22 protein-coding genes are annotated in these 17,459 nt (G+C 44.8%); 14 read left to right on the forward strand and 8 right to left on the reverse strand.

Annotated elements, in window-relative coordinates; all coding sequences use genetic code 11:
- Window positions 1-30: 30 nt before the first annotated feature.
- The 7 genes from menB to mntD all read left to right on the forward strand — a co-directional run bounded on the left by menB (window position 31) and on the right by mntD (window position 7,671).
- On the forward strand, window positions 31-846 hold the full coding sequence (gene menB, locus BLL41_RS04610) for a 1,4-dihydroxy-2-naphthoyl-CoA synthase (protein WP_003229054.1): 816 nt from the start codon (window positions 31-33) through the stop codon (window positions 844-846).
- Between the two features lie 90 nt (window positions 847-936).
- Complete coding sequence (locus BLL41_RS04615; RefSeq protein ID WP_071576945.1) at window positions 937-2,397, forward strand: o-succinylbenzoate--CoA ligase; 1,461 nt, start codon at window positions 937-939, stop codon at window positions 2,395-2,397.
- Window positions 2,394-3,509, forward strand: coding sequence for an o-succinylbenzoate synthase (menC, locus tag BLL41_RS04620; protein WP_071576946.1), 1,116 nt, complete (start codon window positions 2,394-2,396; stop codon window positions 3,507-3,509). Before BLL41_RS04615 ends, menC begins: the two co-directional genes overlap by 4 nt.
- Before the next feature lie 280 nt (window positions 3,510-3,789).
- Complete coding sequence (gene mntA, locus BLL41_RS04625) at window positions 3,790-4,710, forward strand: manganese ABC transporter substrate-binding protein/adhesin MntA (protein WP_071576947.1); 921 nt, start codon at window positions 3,790-3,792, stop codon at window positions 4,708-4,710.
- An 18-nt stretch (window positions 4,711-4,728) separates the two neighbouring features.
- On the forward strand, window positions 4,729-5,481 hold the full coding sequence (gene mntB / locus BLL41_RS04630; RefSeq protein ID WP_071576948.1) for a manganese ABC transporter ATP-binding protein MntB: 753 nt from the start codon (window positions 4,729-4,731) through the stop codon (window positions 5,479-5,481).
- Between the two features lie 5 nt (window positions 5,482-5,486).
- Window positions 5,487-6,794, forward strand: coding sequence for a metal ABC transporter permease (locus BLL41_RS04635; RefSeq protein ID WP_071576949.1), 1,308 nt, complete (start codon window positions 5,487-5,489; stop codon window positions 6,792-6,794).
- Complete coding sequence (gene mntD / locus BLL41_RS04640) at window positions 6,784-7,671, forward strand: manganese ABC transporter permease MntD (RefSeq protein WP_071576950.1); 888 nt, start codon at window positions 6,784-6,786, stop codon at window positions 7,669-7,671. Before BLL41_RS04635 ends, mntD begins: the two co-directional genes overlap by 11 nt.
- Before the next feature lie 18 nt (window positions 7,672-7,689).
- On the opposite strand, the gene BLL41_RS04645 is transcribed toward mntD, so the two are convergent.
- Genes BLL41_RS04645 through BLL41_RS04655 form a run of 3 tightly spaced genes read right to left on the reverse strand, consistent with a single transcriptional unit; the run spans window position 7,690 to window position 10,316 of the window.
- On the reverse strand, window positions 7,690-7,848 hold the full coding sequence (locus tag BLL41_RS04645) for a DUF1540 domain-containing protein (RefSeq protein ID WP_003229069.1): 159 nt from the start codon (window positions 7,846-7,848) through the stop codon (window positions 7,690-7,692).
- 53 nt (window positions 7,849-7,901) lie between these two features.
- Complete coding sequence (locus BLL41_RS04650) at window positions 7,902-8,942, reverse strand: cytochrome d ubiquinol oxidase subunit II (protein ID WP_014477746.1); 1,041 nt, start codon at window positions 8,940-8,942, stop codon at window positions 7,902-7,904.
- Window positions 8,943-8,984: 42 nt separating this feature from the next.
- Entirely contained in the window at window positions 8,985-10,316 is a 1,332-nt protein-coding gene (locus tag BLL41_RS04655) for a cytochrome ubiquinol oxidase subunit I (protein ID WP_003229073.1), read from the reverse strand.
- 205 nt (window positions 10,317-10,521) lie between these two features.
- Here BLL41_RS04655 and BLL41_RS04660 point away from each other — a divergent pair, with 205 nt between their 5' ends.
- Window positions 10,522-10,770, forward strand: a complete 249-nt coding sequence (locus BLL41_RS04660) for a type B 50S ribosomal protein L31 (protein ID WP_003219346.1) — start codon at window positions 10,522-10,524, stop codon at window positions 10,768-10,770.
- A gap of 111 nt (window positions 10,771-10,881) precedes the next feature.
- On the forward strand, window positions 10,882-11,445 hold the full coding sequence (locus BLL41_RS04665) for a beta-class carbonic anhydrase (protein WP_071576951.1): 564 nt from the start codon (window positions 10,882-10,884) through the stop codon (window positions 11,443-11,445).
- Here BLL41_RS04665 and yidD read toward each other — a convergent pair.
- Window positions 11,442-11,669 carry a membrane protein insertion efficiency factor YidD gene (gene yidD, locus BLL41_RS04670; protein WP_071576952.1) on the reverse strand — a complete coding sequence of 76 codons (228 nt, stop codon included), beginning with the start codon at window positions 11,667-11,669 and terminating at the stop codon, window positions 11,442-11,444. The genes BLL41_RS04665 and yidD overlap by 4 nt on opposite strands.
- Window positions 11,670-11,797: 128 nt before the next feature.
- Here yidD and BLL41_RS04675 point away from each other — a divergent pair, with 128 nt between their 5' ends.
- The gene (locus tag BLL41_RS04675) at window positions 11,798-12,271 is read left to right on the forward strand and encodes an S-ribosylhomocysteine lyase (protein ID WP_014114882.1); all 474 of its coding nucleotides are present in this window, start codon (window positions 11,798-11,800) and stop codon (window positions 12,269-12,271) included.
- Window positions 12,272-12,390: 119 nt separating this feature from the next.
- Complete coding sequence (locus tag BLL41_RS04680; protein WP_071576953.1) at window positions 12,391-12,828, forward strand: FixH family protein; 438 nt, start codon at window positions 12,391-12,393, stop codon at window positions 12,826-12,828.
- On the opposite strand, the gene ytzI is transcribed toward BLL41_RS04680, so the two are convergent.
- On the reverse strand, window positions 12,822-12,962 hold the full coding sequence (gene ytzI, locus BLL41_RS04685; protein ID WP_003229081.1) for a YtzI protein: 141 nt from the start codon (window positions 12,960-12,962) through the stop codon (window positions 12,822-12,824). The genes BLL41_RS04680 and ytzI overlap by 7 nt on opposite strands.
- Window positions 12,963-13,090: 128 nt before the next feature.
- Here ytzI and BLL41_RS04690 point away from each other — a divergent pair, with 128 nt between their 5' ends.
- The 3 genes from BLL41_RS04690 to ytkD all read left to right on the forward strand — a co-directional run bounded on the left by BLL41_RS04690 (window position 13,091) and on the right by ytkD (window position 14,774).
- On the forward strand, window positions 13,091-13,528 hold the full coding sequence (locus tag BLL41_RS04690) for a Dps family protein (protein ID WP_071576954.1): 438 nt from the start codon (window positions 13,091-13,093) through the stop codon (window positions 13,526-13,528).
- A 156-nt stretch (window positions 13,529-13,684) separates the two neighbouring features.
- On the forward strand, window positions 13,685-14,089 hold the full coding sequence (locus tag BLL41_RS04700) for a phage holin family protein (RefSeq protein WP_071576955.1): 405 nt from the start codon (window positions 13,685-13,687) through the stop codon (window positions 14,087-14,089).
- A 208-nt stretch (window positions 14,090-14,297) separates the two neighbouring features.
- Window positions 14,298-14,774, forward strand: coding sequence for an RNA deprotection pyrophosphohydrolase (ytkD, locus tag BLL41_RS04705; RefSeq protein WP_071576956.1), 477 nt, complete (start codon window positions 14,298-14,300; stop codon window positions 14,772-14,774).
- Window positions 14,775-14,803: 29 nt separating this feature from the next.
- Here the strand turns inward: ytkD and BLL41_RS04710 are convergent, their stop codons facing one another.
- From BLL41_RS04710 to BLL41_RS04720, 3 genes are read right to left on the reverse strand one after another with little or no spacing between them, the layout of a single operon-like run.
- Window positions 14,804-15,616 carry an ABC transporter permease gene (locus BLL41_RS04710; RefSeq protein WP_071576957.1) on the reverse strand — a complete coding sequence of 271 codons (813 nt, stop codon included), beginning with the start codon at window positions 15,614-15,616 and terminating at the stop codon, window positions 14,804-14,806.
- The gene (locus tag BLL41_RS04715) at window positions 15,591-16,373 is read right to left on the reverse strand and encodes an ABC transporter ATP-binding protein (RefSeq protein ID WP_071576958.1); all 783 of its coding nucleotides are present in this window, start codon (window positions 16,371-16,373) and stop codon (window positions 15,591-15,593) included. Before BLL41_RS04715 ends, BLL41_RS04710 begins: the two co-directional genes overlap by 26 nt.
- 12 nt (window positions 16,374-16,385) lie before the next feature.
- Complete coding sequence (locus BLL41_RS04720; protein ID WP_071576959.1) at window positions 16,386-17,390, reverse strand: ABC transporter substrate-binding protein; 1,005 nt, start codon at window positions 17,388-17,390, stop codon at window positions 16,386-16,388.
- Window positions 17,391-17,459: the final 69 nt, after the last annotated feature.

Here is a 17,459-nt window from a genome sequence, read left to right on the forward strand (position 1 = left end):
TTCACATAGAGAATAAAAGGAGGTCATCATATGGCTGAATGGAAAACAAAACGGACATACGATGAGATATTGTATGAAACGTATAATGGCATTGCAAAAATAACAATCAACCGACCTGAGGTACATAATGCGTTTACCCCTAAGACGGTTGCTGAAATGATTGATGCGTTTGCTGACGCAAGAGACGACCAAAACGTTGGGGTTATCGTGCTTGCCGGTGCAGGGGACAAAGCATTTTGTTCTGGCGGAGACCAAAAAGTGCGCGGTCACGGTGGATATGTAGGAGACGACCAGATCCCGCGTCTTAACGTATTGGATCTTCAGCGTTTAATCCGTGTCATTCCGAAACCGGTTGTCGCGATGGTGTCCGGATATGCGATCGGCGGAGGCCATGTGCTTCACATCGTATGTGACTTGACAATTGCTGCAGACAACGCAATTTTCGGACAAACAGGACCTAAAGTGGGAAGCTTCGATGCGGGTTACGGTTCTGGCTACCTGGCTCGTATTGTAGGACATAAAAAAGCACGTGAAATCTGGTACCTATGCCGTCAGTACAACGCACAGGAAGCATTGGACATGGGTCTTGTCAACACAGTAGTTCCTTTGGAACAGCTTGAAGAAGAAACGATTAAATGGTGTGAAGAAATGCTTGAAAAAAGCCCGACCGCACTACGCTTTCTTAAAGCTGCGTTTAACGCGGACACAGACGGACTTGCTGGAATTCAGCAGTTTGCAGGGGATGCTACCCTTCTTTACTACACAACAGATGAAGCAAAAGAAGGCCGTGATTCCTTTAAGGAAAAACGCAAACCTGATTTCGGACAGTTCCCTCGTTTCCCGTGATCAGCAATACTTAGTAAACCAACAGCTTGAGACTTTGCGGTCCAAGCTGTTTTCTTTTCAATACAGACATTTTACCTCGGAGATGATGACATGCTGACAGAACAGCCCAACTGGCTCATGCAGCGGGCACAGCTGACACCTGAGAGAATCGCTCTCATCTATGAAGACCAAACCGTGACATTTGCAGAATTGTTTGCCGCGTCTAAACGAATGGCGGAACAGCTTGCCGCTCATTCGGTTCGGAAAGGGGACACTGCGGCTATTTTGCTCCAAAACCGTGCTGAAATGGTATACGCTGTTCACGCTTGTTTTTTGCTTGGTGTTAAAGCGGTGCTTTTGAATACGAAGCTGTCAACACATGAAAGGCTGTTTCAGCTGGAGGATTCCAGCTCCGGCTTTTTACTGACAGATTCAAGCTTTGACAGAAAAGAGTATGAACATATCGTTCAAACGATTGATGTAGATGAATTGATGAAAGAAGCCGCGGGGGAAATGGAGATCCAGGCTTATATGCAAATGGATGCAACGGCAACGCTGATGTATACGTCAGGTACGACAGGAAAGCCCAAGGGAGTTCAGCAAACGTTCGGAAACCATTATTTCAGTGCGGTGTCGTCCGCGCTTAATTTGGGTATAACAGAACAAGACCGCTGGCTTATCGCATTGCCGCTCTTTCACATCAGCGGCTTGTCCGCATTATTTAAATCTGTGATCTATGGAATGACTGTCGTGCTTCACCAGCGTTTTTCCGTGAGCGATGTGCTGGATTCTATCAACAGGCATGAAGTGACAATGATATCTGCGGTGCAGACTATGCTGGCCAGTCTTTTGGAAGAAACAAGCCGCTGCCCTGAATCCATCAGATGCATTCTTCTCGGCGGCGGTCCTGCACCGCTGCCATTGCTTGAGGAATGCCGTGAGAAAGGATTCCCTGTCTTTCAGTCATATGGAATGACAGAAACATGCTCACAAATTGTTACCCTGTCGCCGGAATTTAGTATGGAAAAGCTCGGATCTGCGGGGAAACCGCTGTTTTCATGTGAAATCAAAATAGAGCGGGACGGACAGGCATGTGAACCGTTCGAACACGGTGAAATTATGGTCAAAGGCCCGAATGTCATGAAAAGCTATTTTAACCGAGAGAGCGCAAACGAAGCCTCCTTTCAAAATGGCTGGCTGAAAACAGGTGATCTTGGGTATTTGGACAATGAAGGCTTTTTATATGTATTAGACAGACGTTCAGATCTGATCATTTCTGGCGGAGAAAACATTTATCCGGCTGAAGTGGAGTCAGTGCTGCTTTCACACCCCGCTGTGGCCGAAGCCGGAGTTTCAGGGGCTGAGGACAAAAAATGGGGGAAAGTGCCTCACGCCTATCTTGTCCTTCACAAGTCTGTGAGCGCAGAAGAATTGAAGGCATACTGCAAAGAACGCTTGGCGAAGTATAAAATTCCGGCAAAATTCTTTGTGCTTGACCGCCTGCCGCGCAATGCGTCTAATAAGCTCTTGCGAAATCGGCTGAAGGATGCGCGTAAAGGAGAACTGCTATGATCGAAATAGAAAAAATTACGCTCTACCATTTGAGCATGAATTTAAAGAAACCGTTTAAAAACAGTATCGAAACGCTTCAAGAGCGTAAATTTCTGATCGTGGAAGCCATTGATACATCCGGTGTTACAGGCTGGGGAGAAGTTTCTGCTTTCTCTTCTCCTTGGTACACCGAGGAAACCATTGGAACGTGTTTGCATATGCTAAAAGATTTTTTTATTCCAAATGTCGTCGGCCGTGAGTTCAATCACCCTTCAGAAGTGCCGGACAGCCTGGCGCGGTATAAAGGAAACCGGATGGCAAAAGCTGGGCTTGAATCGGCTGTCTGGGATATCTATGCCAAAAAGAAGGGCATATCTCTTGCTGAGGCATTGGGCGGAACAAGAGATAAAGTCCCTGCCGGAGTGGTTGTCGGCCTGGCGCCCCTTGACGATATGCTGAAGGAAATTGAAAGCTATCAAAAAGAAGGTTATCAAAGAATAAAAATTAAAATTCAGCCTGGGCAGGATGTGGAATTGGTCAAGGCCATCCGCAGCCGGTTTCCAAACATCCCGCTCATGGCTGATGCCAATTCCTCCTATGAGCTGAAGGATATCAGCCGCTTAAAGGAGCTTGACGAATTCCAGTTAATGATGATTGAGCAGCCCCTTCAATCTGACGACATCGTTGACCACCGCCACTTGCAGAAACATTTGAAAACGGCCATTTGCCTTGATGAGAGCATTTGTTCAGTTGATGATGCGAGACGGGCGATTGAGCTAGGAAGCTGCAAAATTATTAATATAAAGCCTTCGCGTGTCGGAGGATTAACAGAAGCTTTAAAAATTCATGATTTATGCAAAGAGCATCATATGCAGGTGTGGTGCGGAGGAATGCTGGAAACCGGTATATCGAGAGCGCAGAACGTGGCGCTTGCTTCACTGCCTCAATTCACAATACCTGGCGATATTTCATCATCCTCACGCTATTGGGATGAAGATATTGTGACCCCTGATATTCGTATTGATAATGGATTTATTTCCGTGTCAAAACAGCCTGGTTTAGGGGTTGAGGTGAACCAGGACATTATGCGAAAATATGTGACCAAAATGGATGTTTTCACACAGCATGGTTAAGAAAAAAGCATTTTGCTATTTTGAATGAATGACACTGTGCTGTTACAGTAAAAGTGTTCGTTGAATACATCCCTTCTCGTTTGGACCGGCTGCTGACCCAGCCGGTTTTTTTATGTAAATGGAGCTTGACAAAAATGGCCAAACACGATAATTTTGCACAAGGGAAACTTTTTGTCCTTCGTAAATAAAATATGCTTTTGTCTAATTAAATGTCACATGTCTAAGAACTGACATCATAAGATAAAACAATCGGACATTAATGGCAAAGAGGAGGAGAAACATGAAACGAGGGCTGATAGCGGCAGTGCTTTTTGCGGCCTTTGGTTTAACGGGATGCGGAACGGATTCAGCCGGAAAAAGCGCTGATCAGCAATTACAAGTGACAGCGACAACATCTCAAATTGCCGATGCAGCAGAAAACATCGGAGGTAAGCATGTAAAAGTCACCTCTTTAATGGGACCGGGGGTTGATCCGCACCTTTACAAAGCTTCGCAAGGTGACACGAAAAAATTAATGTCAGCCGATGTTGTTCTGTACAGCGGGTTGCATTTGGAAGGGAAAATGGAGGACGTCCTCCAAAAAATCGGCGAACAAAAACAAGCAGCGGCAGTTGCTGAGGCCATTCCGAAAAACAAGCTTATTTCCGCGGGAGAAGGCAAGACGTTTGATCCCCACGTCTGGTTCAGCATTCCGCTATGGATCCATGCAGTGGATGAAATTGAAACACAATTCAGCAAAGCAATGCCTCAGCACGCAGATGACTTTCAGAAAAATGCCAAAGCATACAAACAAGATTTGCAATATTTAGATAAGTGGTCGCGCCAGGAGATCGCACACATTCCAGAGAAAAGCCGTGTGCTTGTGACTGCTCATGATGCGTTTGCGTACTTTGGGAATGAATATGGATTTAAGGTAAAAGGCCTGCAGGGACTAAGCACAGATTCGGATTACGGATTAAGGGATGTTCAGGAGCTGGTTGATCTTCTGACAGAAAAACAAATCAAAGCAGTGTTCGTAGAAAGCAGCGTATCTGAAAAATCAATCAATGCAGTGGTGGAAGGCGCTAAAGAAAAAGGTCATACCGTCACAATCGGCGGTCAGCTTTATTCGGATGCCATGGGTGAAAAGGGCACCAAAGAAGGCACATACGAAGGAATGTTCCGCCACAATATCAACACGATTACTAAAGCGCTTAAATAAAGAAAAGAGGTGAAGGATATGTTCCCTGTTGAGCTTGATAATGTGACGGTTGCTTATCATAAAAGGCCTGTACTGCAGGACATTTCGCTGCAGGTGCCGGAAGGGAAACTTATTGGCATTATCGGCCCAAACGGCGCGGGAAAATCAACTTTGATCAAAACCATTCTCGGTCTTGTGCCCCGGGCTTCAGGAGACATTTCTATTTACGGCAAAGACTATAAGGATCAGCGGACCAGAATCGGATATGTTCCGCAGCGTGGCTCGGTTGACTGGGATTTCCCCACAAGCGCGCTCGATGTCGTCCTAATGGGAAGATACGGAAGAATCGGTTTATTAAAGAGGCCAAAGAAAGCAGATGTGGAAATGGCGAAGGCTGCTTTAGCAAAAGTCGGGATGCTTGATTATGCGAATAGGCAGATCAGCCAGCTGTCAGGCGGCCAGCAGCAGCGGGTGTTTCTTGCCCGGGCACTCTGCCAGAACGCTGACATTTATTTTATGGATGAACCGTTTGCAGGTGTCGATGCAGCGACGGAGCGCGCGATTATGACGCTTTTGGCAGAACTCAAAGAAAAAGGAAAAACCGTTCTTGTCGTCCATCATGACTTGCAGACCGCCGAGGATTATTTCGATTGGATTTTACTGCTTCATTTAAGAAAAATCGCTTTCGGACCGGCGGAAAACGTTTTTACAATCGAAAACCTGCAAAAAACATATGGAGGAAGGCTTACGTTTTTAAAAGATAAAGTAATAGCAGAAGGGCATAAGGGGTGAGCACAATGATTGAAAGTTTGTGGCTGCAGCTCCAGCACCCGAACACACAGTGGGTGCTGGCGGGTACGCTTTTGCTCGGGGCGGCAAGCGGTGTTTTGGGAAGCTTTGTGCTGCTGAGAAAGCAAAGTTTAATCGGCGATGCGATGGCCCATTCAGCTCTGCCGGGCGTGTGTTTCGCTTTTCTGTTCACCGGGCAAAAATCACTGCCTTTCTTTTTGCTGGGTGCGGCTCTCGCCGGACTGCTCGGAACATTTTGTATTCAGCTGATTTCGCGGCTTTCAAAAACAAAGGAGGACTCGGCGATCGGGATAGTTCTTTCTGTGTTTTTTGGCGTTGGGATCGTTCTGCTGACATATATTCAGCAGCAGGGGGCGGGAAGCCAAAGCGGGCTTGATTCTTTTTTATTCGGCCAGGCTGCTTCATTGGTCAGACAGGATATCACCCTTATTGCAGGAATATCTGCTGTTCTGCTGCTCCTGTGTATTGTTTTCTTTAAGGAATTTACATTGATTACTTTTGATCTCGCGTTTGCAAAGGGGCTGGGAATCCCGGTGCGTTTTTTGAACGGGCTTTTGGCTAGTCTGATTGTCGGTGCTGTCGTTATTGGGCTTCAGACGGTTGGTGTGATATTAATGGCGGCTATGCTGATTACACCTGCCATAGCTGCAAGATATTGGACCGAACGATTGACAGGGATGATCGTCATTGCCGGGATCACTGGCGGGGTCAGCGGAGTGGCCGGAACCCTGCTGAGCACAACCATGAAGGGAATGGCGACAGGCCCATTAATAATCATATCTGCAACGCTGATCTTTCTTTTTTCAATGATTTGCGCGCCTAAGCGGGGGGTGGCCGCTAAAGCCATAAGGCTGATAAGGCTTCGGCGCAGAACAAGCAGGGAGCAAGTGCTGCTGACGATTTATGAACAGTATGAAAAGAAAGATCTTTGTGTAACAGCTGAGAGTGTAAGAAAGAAAAGGCGCCTATCTCCTTCATTATGCCTTAAGGCATTGACTGACTTGGAACAAGAGAGGTGCATTGAGTGTATCGAAAATGGAGTTTGGCAAATCACAAGCACTGGGATTGAAAAAGGCTACCACACAGCTTTGAAGCAGCGGATGTATGAAGTGTATCTCATGCATGAAATGGAGCTTGCCAATATAGAATTCGATCAGGGCTGCTTTGACCCGGATCGTTTGCCAGGAGAAACGAGAGAACGGCTTTTTTCATTATTAAAGCTGTATGGCCGGATGCCTGAGCTGCGAAAAGCGTCTCATGAAGCCGAGAAGGGACAGATCGCAAATGAGTTTTGAAGCATGGATTATAGCTACCGGTGTATTAGTCGGTGTAAGCTGTGCATTGATCGGCACATTTCTTGTGCTGAGAAGCATGGCGATGCTGGCCGACGCAATCAGCCATACCGTGTTGCTTGGCATTGTCGGCGCTTTTCTAGTGACGGGGAGTCTCGACGGGATTTCTATGTTTATCGGTGCAGCTGTTACCGGATTGTTAACGGCATTTTTGGTCCAGCTTCTTCATAGCAAGGGGGTTCAATCAGATGCTGCCATAGGAGTCGTGTTTACATCCTTATTTGCAATCGGCGTCATTTTACTTTCTGTTTATGGAGCGAATGTCCATCTCGATATTGAGCACTCGTTAATGGGAGAAATCGCTTTTGTGCCGTGGAATACGATGACGGTATTCGGAGTTGATATCGGGCCGAAAGCGTTTTGGATGCTGGCATCTGTTCTTATTTTAAACGTAGTGTTAATCAGTGTGTGCTATAAGGAGTTTAAAATCGCTTCGTTTGATCCTCAAATGGCTTTAGCCTTGGGAATACCGGTTTTGATGATTCATTACGTGCAAATGGGCATGCTGTCCTTAACGACTGTTGCTTCCTTTGATTCAGTGGGTGCTGTATTGGTTGTGGCCATGCTGATTGTTCCGCCTGCTGCGGCACATTTGCTGACAGACCGGCTTCTTTATATGCTGATTCTCAGCGCTTTGATTGGCGGGCTGTCGGCGGTCATGGGCTATTTCTTCGCAACGTGGCTTAATGTTTCGATTTCGGGAGCGATGGCGGCCATGACAGGTGTATGGTATGCAAGCGCCTTTTTGTTTTCACCCGCAAACGGGGTGATGACTAAAAAGCTGAGAACACTCAACATGCAAAAAGAAAGAGCTGGCTGACGCAGCTCTTTCTTTTAATTACAAATCATGCGGCTTAAACGTTTTGCAGTCTGTTTCCCGGCTGTTTTCAGCCGTTTCACCAGTATGGCTGACAACATAAATGGCATCAGCGGTGCATTTGTTTCCTTTGCCCCAATAAGAACAGTTGTTGACTTCGCATAGAATTTTCTGCTCCATGCCATCCCCTCCTTAAAAAGGTTCTGGGTTAGTATAGCCGGCAGGCTTCACCTCTATTCCTCCTGGCGGATATAGCGTTTATCTCGCATAAACATTTTCCAGAAGAAATAAAAGCCCGGAAATAGAATGATAAATGCTACGATATACGTCGCAAACAGCGCCCTGAACGTTGCTGGCTCTGTGAAGCCTGACATGACTGTCACATCAGGATAAATCATATACGGAAGATGCGCCCGCCCGTACGCGTAGCTTGCGAGAAAATACTGTATCCCAATCGCAACAAGTGCGAGACGCGGTTTTCCGATGTTTTGCCCAAAGCTTTTGTTAGGCAGAAAAAGAGCGATTCCAGCAATAACAAATGTAATGAACGATGCAATAATCCAAGTAAAATCATTCAGCATTCCGCTGTACAGCCAGTTTGCTTCATTCCGCATCGTCACCATAATGCATACAGCAAACAACAGTGAAATCGGGCCGGTAATCAGGGCGCTTTTTCTATAGGCTCGGTACGCATCCTGTTCCTCTGCCACATTTGAAACATCTGCAAGCAGCAGCGAGGACAAAAATAACGTGCTTAAAATCGCAAACCCGATAAATGAATAGGCGTTTGGGCTTGAAAAGATTTTAGACATATTTAAGTTATAGATTCCATCCGTTTTTTCTATAAACCCTCCGTGTGTCACAGGAAGCACCAAAATTAAAATAGCAGGAATGATAAAGCCGGAGATGCCGGAAATATATCTTAGCGTTTTCCGCTCCTTTGCTGTATTAGAAAAAACGAGAAATCCGCTTCGAATCGCTAAAAGCAGCAAAATCATGCTGCCGGGAATTAATAACACGGTGCCGAGCACAAATGTCGCACCGGGGAAAAAACTGAAAAGCGCCACGACGATGGCCACAATAAAGACGTTTGTGACCTCCCAAGTCGGGGACAAAAAGCGATTCGCAATATCGGTGGCCTTCATATGCTCCTTGTTTAAATAGATCATAGACCAAAATCCCGCTCCAAAATCCATTGTCGCCATGACGGCGTAAATAAACACAAAGCCCCAGATAATTGAGATGGCGATCAGAGCGTCAGTTGAAATCTCCATTTGTCGATCTTCCTTCCATTTGGTTTCCTGTTTGCGGAGCCATTACGACTCCGCTGTATTTAAATCTTCGTCAACCGGGTGCTTGCGGAAATAATACAGCAGTACGTAGACGACAGCTGCGCCTAACACGGCATAAACAAATGTGAAAAATAAGAACAGCACCCCGATCGAACCAGTCGTTGTTACGACATCTGACGTTTTCAGCAGATGATAGATGACCCAAGGCTGCCTCCCCGTACATGCGAAAATCCAGCCGAATTCAATGCCGATGAGACTAAAAGGGCCTGCTGTCATGAAAATAACCAAAAGCCACGTTGGGAAACGGTCTTTCTTGAGCACCTTTCTCCAGACCACACCGATAATGGAATAGAGAATCAACAGCATGCCTACTCCAACCATCGCATTAAACAGCGTGTGAATAAAAAGCGGCGGCCATTCATCTCTAGGAAATGCATTCAATCCCTTTACAACAGTGTCAAAACGGTTCGCTGCCAAAAAGCTTAAAGCCCATGGAATCTCGATAGCCCATTTTACTTTTTCTTCATTTGGGTCGGTAAAACCGCCGATAGCGAGCGGAGCGTGGGATCTTGTTTCAAACAGGCCTTCCGCACCGGCTAATTTTTCGGGCTGGTATTCGTACAGCATCTGTGCTGATTCGTGTCCGTTCAAAGCAGTCAGCAATGAAAAAATACCGCCGATCGTGAGTGCGAGCAAAAGGGCTTTCCGGTGAAAGCGATAGACCTTTTCCTTTTTTCTCGTCCGGATCATTTTATATGCGGCCACAGAAGCCACGATAAACGCACCTGTCATAAACGCGGACAGAACGACATGGCCTGCCGTGATAAAAAAGCTAGGATTAAAAAACGCAGCCCATGGGTCAACATCTGTAATTTTTCCATTTAAAATTTTAAAACCGGCGGGCGTACCTTCAAAGGCGTGAACATTCGTGATCAGAACAGCGGAAGCTGCGGCCCCGACTAACACAAAGAAAACAGCAACAATCCTCATTGCAGGTGATAAGCGGTCTGCTGCGTATACATAAATCGACATGAAAAGGGCTTCAACAAAAAAAGCATAGATTTCAATTTGAAACGGCAGGGACATGACCCGGCCGATGACTTCCATAAATCCCGGCCATAAAAGCGCGAGCTGAGTGCCCGCGATCGTTCCGGTCGGTATGGCGACCCCCAGCAAAACGGCTTGTGCTTTCGTCCATCTTTTCGCCATGATCGCATAATGGTCATCTTTCGTTTTTTGATAGATCAATTCCGCCACTAAAATCATGAGCGGCAGACCGACTCCAAGCGTTGCGAAAATGATATGAAAGCCCATTGTCGTGCCAAAAAGGCTTCTGGCCAAAACTAAATCATCCACAATCGTAAACCACCTTTCCAAAAAGACGTTCTGTATGTATTTTGGGTTTATTATTTGCTTCCTCGGTTAGATTATTCTTCCTATTCTTAAATGCCATGAGGTTTACGATGAGAGAACAGAGGGAAGGATGTAAGAAGATTGACAAAACGTTTGTGACGTTATAAAATAAAACGTAATTATTACGATTTATTGAAAGGAGATACACATGAAAGAAGGAATTCATCCAAAGAACCACAAAGTGATATTTCAGGATGTCAACAGCGGCTATCGTTTTCTCAGCACCTCTACTAAAACATCTAATGAAACAGCAGAGTGGGAAGACGGCAACACATATCCCGTCATTAAAGTAGAAGTAAGCTCTGATACGCATCCATTTTATACGGGACGCCAGAAATTCAATGAAAAAGGCGGACGAGTTGAGCAGTTCAAAAAACGCTATAACATGGGGAAATAAGGCAGACCTGAGGGTTTGTCTTTTTTTCTTGCCCAGTTTCATAAGATGACGAAAAGACAGATGCTGTGATATATTGAAGAGAAAAAAGACAAGGAAGGAATACAAGTAGCTATGAGCCTGCTAAATGATATTCTTGAATTTAACAAGACTTTTACTGAACAAAAGGAATACGAGAGGTATCAGACATCAAAATTTCCCGATAAAAAAATGGCGATTCTTTCTTGCATGGATACTCGTTTGGTGGAATTGCTGCCGCATTCGATGAATATGCGAAACGGTGATGTGAAAATCATTAAAAGTGCCGGTGCGCTTGTGACACACCCATTCGGAAGTATCATGAGAAGTTTACTCGTCGCAGTGTACGAGCTGAACGCCGATGAGGTATGTGTGATCGGGCATCACGATTGCGGCATGAGCAAAATCAGCAGCGAAAGCATGCTTAATAGAATCAGAGAAAGAGGGATTCCGGAGGAACGCATCGAAACATTAAAGTACTCCGGTGTTGACTTTGATCAATGGTTTAAAAGCTTTGATTCAGTAGAAGCAAGTGTAAAAGACAGCGTAGAAGTCATTAAACATCATCCGCTGTTCCCGGAAAACGTTCCAGTCCATGGTTTAGTTATTGATCCTGAAACAGGAAAACTGGATCTTGTCGTAAACGGCTATAACAATTAATGTTTTTGTTTCTTTTCAGGAACGGGATCGACTCCTCCCGGATGGAACGGGTGGCACTTTAAAATCCGTTTGATTGTCAGCCAGCCGCCTTTTAAAGCCCCATGTGTTTTAATCGCTTCGATTCCATATTGGGAGCAAGTCGGATAAAAGCGGCATGTTGGCGGCGTCAGCGGCGAGATGAATTTTTGATATCCTCTGATCAGACCGATAAATAGGGTTTTCATATTTCATTCAGCAACCTTTCTGATGCAAGTATAAGAAAAAAAACGCAGATTGAAAAGTTATTCGATTATTCTTATCGGAAAGGTATGTTATAATGAATGTACATTTTTAGAAAAGGGAGAGTGCCATTATGCCTTCAGTAGAAAGTTTTGAGCTTGATCATAATGCGGTTGTTGCTCCATATGTAAGACATTGCGGCGTGCATAAAGTTGGAACAGACGGCGTTGTAAATAAATTTGACATTCGTTTTTGCCAGCCAAATAAACAGGCAATGAAGCCTGACACCATTCACACACTCGAGCATTTGCTCGCGTTTACGATTCGTTCTCACGCTGAGAAATACGATCATTTTGATATCATTGATATTTCTCCAATGGGCTGCCAGACCGGCTACTATCTCGTTGTGAGCGGAGAGCCGACACCGGCGGAAATCGTTGATCTGCTTGAAGACACAATGAAGGAAGCGGTAGAGATTACCGAAATACCGGCTGCGAATGAAAAGCAGTGCGGCCAAGCGAAGCTTCATGATCTGGAAGGCGCTAAACGTTTAATGCGTTTCTGGCTTTCACAGGATAAAGAAGAATTGCTAAAAGTATTTGGCTAAAATAGAAAAGACCTTTTTGCTCAAGCGCAAAAAGGTCTTTTTTGTGACGTCTTATATTTTGTGTACCATTTGCTGTAAGCGTTTGCTACTATTTAGGTAAACGATGAAAGGGTGATAGCATGAAAAAGATGTTGGTTGTTCTGCTTTTTTCTGCTTTTTTGCTTAACGGATGCGGATCTGGTGAAAGCAAAGCAAATACAGCTGAGACGCCCGAGGTTTTGGATGTCAAGCTGACCGGGCCTGAAAAAATAAATCCCGGAGAAAGCGCTGCTTATGAAGCAGCCGTATCATACGGTGATGAAGCTGTGACGGATGCCGATGAAGTAGAGTTTGAAGTATGGAAAGAAGGGGAAAAAGACGCCAGCCAAATGTTTAAGGCGAAACAAGAAAAAGGCGTATACCGGTTGGAAACAACGTTTAAGGAAGATGGTATATACACTGTCCAATCCCATGTCACAGCAAAAAAACAGCATAGCATGCCGACCTTAAAAGTCCAAGTCGGAGATGCCGATGCTGCCAGCAATCAGTCAGAAGAGAAGCATTCACATCATCATTGATTGTGTGAATCAGAGTGATTTTCTTGCGGTGGATCAATGGTATGCTTTACATTATAGGCTTTTACAGTCGTCCAAATGGTTACCAGCAAAACAGCCAGCACAATCAAAATACTTATCGTAATGAGAAGCGTCATAACATTCCACCTCCCGTTTTTTAACAATTGTAGCATAATAGAAGAAATCGTGACAGATAAGGGTAAAAAAGAGGTTTTAGCGTACGATATTAAGGGTATACATAGTCATATAACAAGGAGGAGATACCATGTCAGAACAATTGATTCAAGCAGTGAACAAACAAGTAGCCAACTGGACAGTCATGTATGTGAAACTACATAATTATCACTGGTACGTGAAAGGGAAAGATTTCTTTACTCTTCATGAAAAATTTGAAGAGCTGTACAACGAAACCGCAACTTATATTGATGATTTAGCAGAACGTCTTTTGGCGCTGAACGGAAAACCGATTGCAACAATGAAGGAATCCTTAGAAACGGCTTCTGTCAAAGAAGCGTCTGGAAATGAAACAGCTGAACAAATGGTTCAAAGCGTATATGATGATTTTACGGTCATCGCGGAAGAGCTGAAAAACGGCATGGATTTAGCTGATGAAGTCGGTGACGAAACAACAGGGGACATGCTTCTGGCGATCCATCAAAATATTGAAAAACATAACTGGATGCTAAAAGCTTACCTAGGGTAAAAGAATGGCCGGACGTCTAAAAACAGACGTCCGGCTTTTCTTTTTGTATCTGAAAAATAGGCGACAACCAGTCCATTTTTCTGAAAAATCCAATCCGGTCGGCTTGTTTTCCATAGAATATCGTAAGGCCGTTTCTGTGAAAGGATGTTGGGATAAATGGATAGAGACTTTGGCATCTTTTCGTTTATAGCAGTCAGCGTTTCAGCAGCGGGTTTTTTCTTCGGAGGTTTTCAGTATTCATTTCTGATTTTGCTCTCTCTTATGGCAATTGAATTTATCAGTACGACTTTGAAGGAAACAATTATTCACAAACTGTCGTTTAAGAAGATATTTGCCCGGCTTGTCAAAAAATTAGTCACGCTGGCTCTGATCTCTGTATGCCATTTTTTTGATCAGCTGCTGAATACACAGGGGTCCATTCGTGACTTGGCTATTATGTTTTATATTCTTTATGAATCTGTGCAAATTGTTGTGACAGCCAGTTCTCTTGGCATACCGGTTCCTCAGATGTTAGTCGATCTTTTAGAAACGTTAAAAAATAAATTTAAACGCAAACCGTAACTTTTCACTGTTCGCGGGTCATAATAAAGCCCAGAGCGTCAGTCGCACTTTTCGGCAATAGGAATCGAAAAAAACTGTACGAGCTAGTCTGCATGCATAACCTGACGGCGTGCTGGGTTTCCCTTATTTTTTGATAAAAGGCTTCCGAAGAAACGTAACTGTGGTATGATGTATGGAAGATAGCTAGGAACGGATTTGAGGGATAAACATGTACGAGTTTAAAGATTATTATCAGAATACTGTTCAGCTTTCCTTTGACGATCAGCCTTTCTCGGACAGCCCGAAGCATGTCTGGGTGATTTGCCGTTTTGGCGGCAAATGGCTTTTAACAGAACATGAGGACAGAGGCTATGAGTTTCCAGGCGGGAAAGTAGAGCCGATGGAGTGCGCAGAAGAGGCTGCGCTCCGGGAAGTAAAGGAAGAGACGGGCGCGAGAGTCAAAAGCCTCAAGTATCTCGGACAGTATAAGGTTCTCGGTAAAGAAAAAGTGATTGTGAAAAATATATATTTTGCAGATATAGAAAAGCTTGAAGAGCAAGCTGATTACTTTGAAACGAAAGGCCCGGTTTTGTTTCACGAGCTTCCGGAGAACCTTTCCCGCAATAAAAAGTTCAGCTTTATTATGAAGGATTCCGTTCTTCCGATCAGTTTGAAAAAACTGAAAGAATCTGGATGGATCGAATAAAAAATCCGGCACATGTGCCGGATTTTTTATTATGTTCTGCCCTTCGTCCATTTCTTTTCCAGCAGCTCCACGCCCTGATACATCAGAGTGGCAAAGATGGCGATGATCAGCAGGCTTAAGAAGACGAGTGTGAAATTGAAGACTTGGAATCCGTAAATAATCATATATCCCAATCCAACCTTCGAAACGAGGAATTCCCCTACAATGACGCCAACCCATGATAAACCGACGTTTACTTTTAATGTTGAAATAATCGCGGGAGAGGATGCGGGCAGTATGACTTCTTTAAAAATAATCCATTTTTTTGCACCGAATGTTTTCATGACTTTCGTATAGTTTTCGTCGACCTCCTGAAAGGCGGTATACACAACGATGGTTGTGATAATGACGCTGATGATGGCTCCCATCGCAATAATGCTGATAAAACTGGGACCGAGTGCGACAATCAGGATAGGGCCCAGGGCCACTTTCGGCATTGCATTCAAAATCACAAGATACGGATCTAAAATCCTGGCAAGCCGATTGGACCACCATAACAAAGCGGCGAGGCACGTGCCCATAAACGTTCCAAGCAAAAAGCCTAGCACCGTTTCGAATAAAGTGACGCCGATGTGTGACAGTAATGAACCGTCACCGAGTTTCTCCAGCAATAAACGCCATACAGCTGATGGAGAGCTGAAGATCAGCGGATCGATCCAGCCTTGCCTGCTGGAGATTTCCCAGCCTGAGAAAAAGAGAATAAATATGGCAAGCTGAAAAGAATGGACATTCCACTTTTCCTTTTTTTGTTTGAATTGATACTGCTCGTGAAGCAGATCAATGGTTTCTTTGCTGTTTCTCAAGAGAATTCAGCTCCTTCCATATCGTTTGAAAAAGCGTCTGGAAGGATGGCTCCTGGCGGGCGTCAAAAGGCATCATCGAGGCCAATTCCTTAGGAATGGTAAAAATCTGATGGATGGTGCCCGGCTGATTCGAAAATAAAAAGATCGTATCGCTCATCGCTATCGCTTCCCCTATATCATGAGTGACAAGCACTGCTGTTTTTTGATATTCCTTTAATGTGCGGAATACCAGGTTTTCCAATGACAGCTTTGTCTGAAAATCAAGCGCGGAAAATGGCTCATCCAGCAAAAGCAGACTTGGATTTGGCGCAAGAGTCCTTGCAAGCGCGGCCCGTTGGCGCATCCCGCCTGACAGCTCTTTCGGATATTTTTTCTCCACATCTATGAGGCCGAACTCCGGCAATAGACCGAGTGCAGCGGCCTTGCTTTCTTCTGTCAGCGTGTCGGCGATTTTTAAACCGAGAAGCACATTTTCCTCGATAGATTTCCAGGGAAATAAGTAATCCTGCTGAAGCATATAGCCAATGTTATGTTCTTTTTGATTCGGCTCACGGCCTTCAATCAGAACTCTGCCTTCCGATGGCTCAATCAAACCGGCTATAATAGAAAGCAGTGTTGTTTTTCCGCAGCCGCTTGGGCCGAGAAATGAGATGAAATCACCTTTTTCGGCATCAAAATGAATATCCCGCACAGCCGTTGTTTTTTCTTTGATAGAAAAGTAAGTATGGGTTACATGGTCGACATGTAAGAAAGACATAGATGGCGCCTCCTATTTCTCCGAGGTGACTTTTTCAGCAATTTCTTTATTTACAAGCTGATTGTATGGAATGTGCTTCGGCAGTTCTCCCGCTTGATCCATAATGTCTTGAAGCAGCTCCCATTCTTTTTCGTTAAGCAGAGGATCTGGCGAATATGAATGCTGCTTTTTATAGCGCTCAATGGATGTTTCGATGACGTCTGGATCGGTATCATCAAATTCATCTTTAATGGCATCTGTGATGTCCTTTGCAGAATGATTTTTAACCCACTGCTGCGCCTTGTAAATGGCTTTTGTAAACTTGACGGCTGTGTCTTCATTGTTCTTCAGGTAGCTTTGTTTCGCCATAAAGGTCGTGTAAGGAACCTCGCCTGATTCTTCTCCGAATGAAGCCACGATATGGCCGATGCCTTTTTTCTCAAAGAGAGAAGCCTGCGGTTCAAAGAGCTGTACATACTCACCGGTTCCAGAAGCAAACGCATTGGCAATATTGGCGAAATCTATGTTCTGGATGAGGTCTATATCCTTATGCGGGTCAATCTTATGTTTGTTCAGCACATACTCGCCGACCATTTGAGGCATGCCGCCTTTTCGCTGGCCGAGAAACGTTTTTCCGTTTAGTTGATCCCAGTTGAAGTGTTCAACATCTTCTCTCGCTACAAGAAACGTCCCGTCTGTCTGAGTCAGCTGGGCGAAATTAATGACGGGGTCTTTAGCCCCTTGCGCCTCGACATAAATAGATGTTTCTGACCCGACAAGCGCGATGTCGGAGCCGTTTGAAAGAAGCGATGTCATCGTTTTGTCTCCGCCCCAGGTCGTATTCACATCGACATCAAGCCCTTCTTCCTTGAAAAATCCTTTAGACTCAGCAACATATAAAGGTGCGTAAAAAATAGAATGGGTCACTTCAGCCACTTTAACTTTGGTCAGCGTTTCTTCCTGTTTGCAAGCCGTCAGGGCGATCATCAGAAAGATACTGCCGACACAGGCGAAGCCCAGCCTTAACCATCTGTTCACATAGACAACCTCCTTATTTAGCATCAAGTTAATATCCTTTTTTGCTTTACATATCGTATGATGGGTATA

Origin of the sequence: Bacillus sp. FMQ74 (assembly GCF_001875785.1) — a bacterium.
In the GTDB taxonomy this organism is placed as follows: domain Bacteria; phylum Bacillota; class Bacilli; order Bacillales; family Bacillaceae; genus Bacillus; species Bacillus stercoris.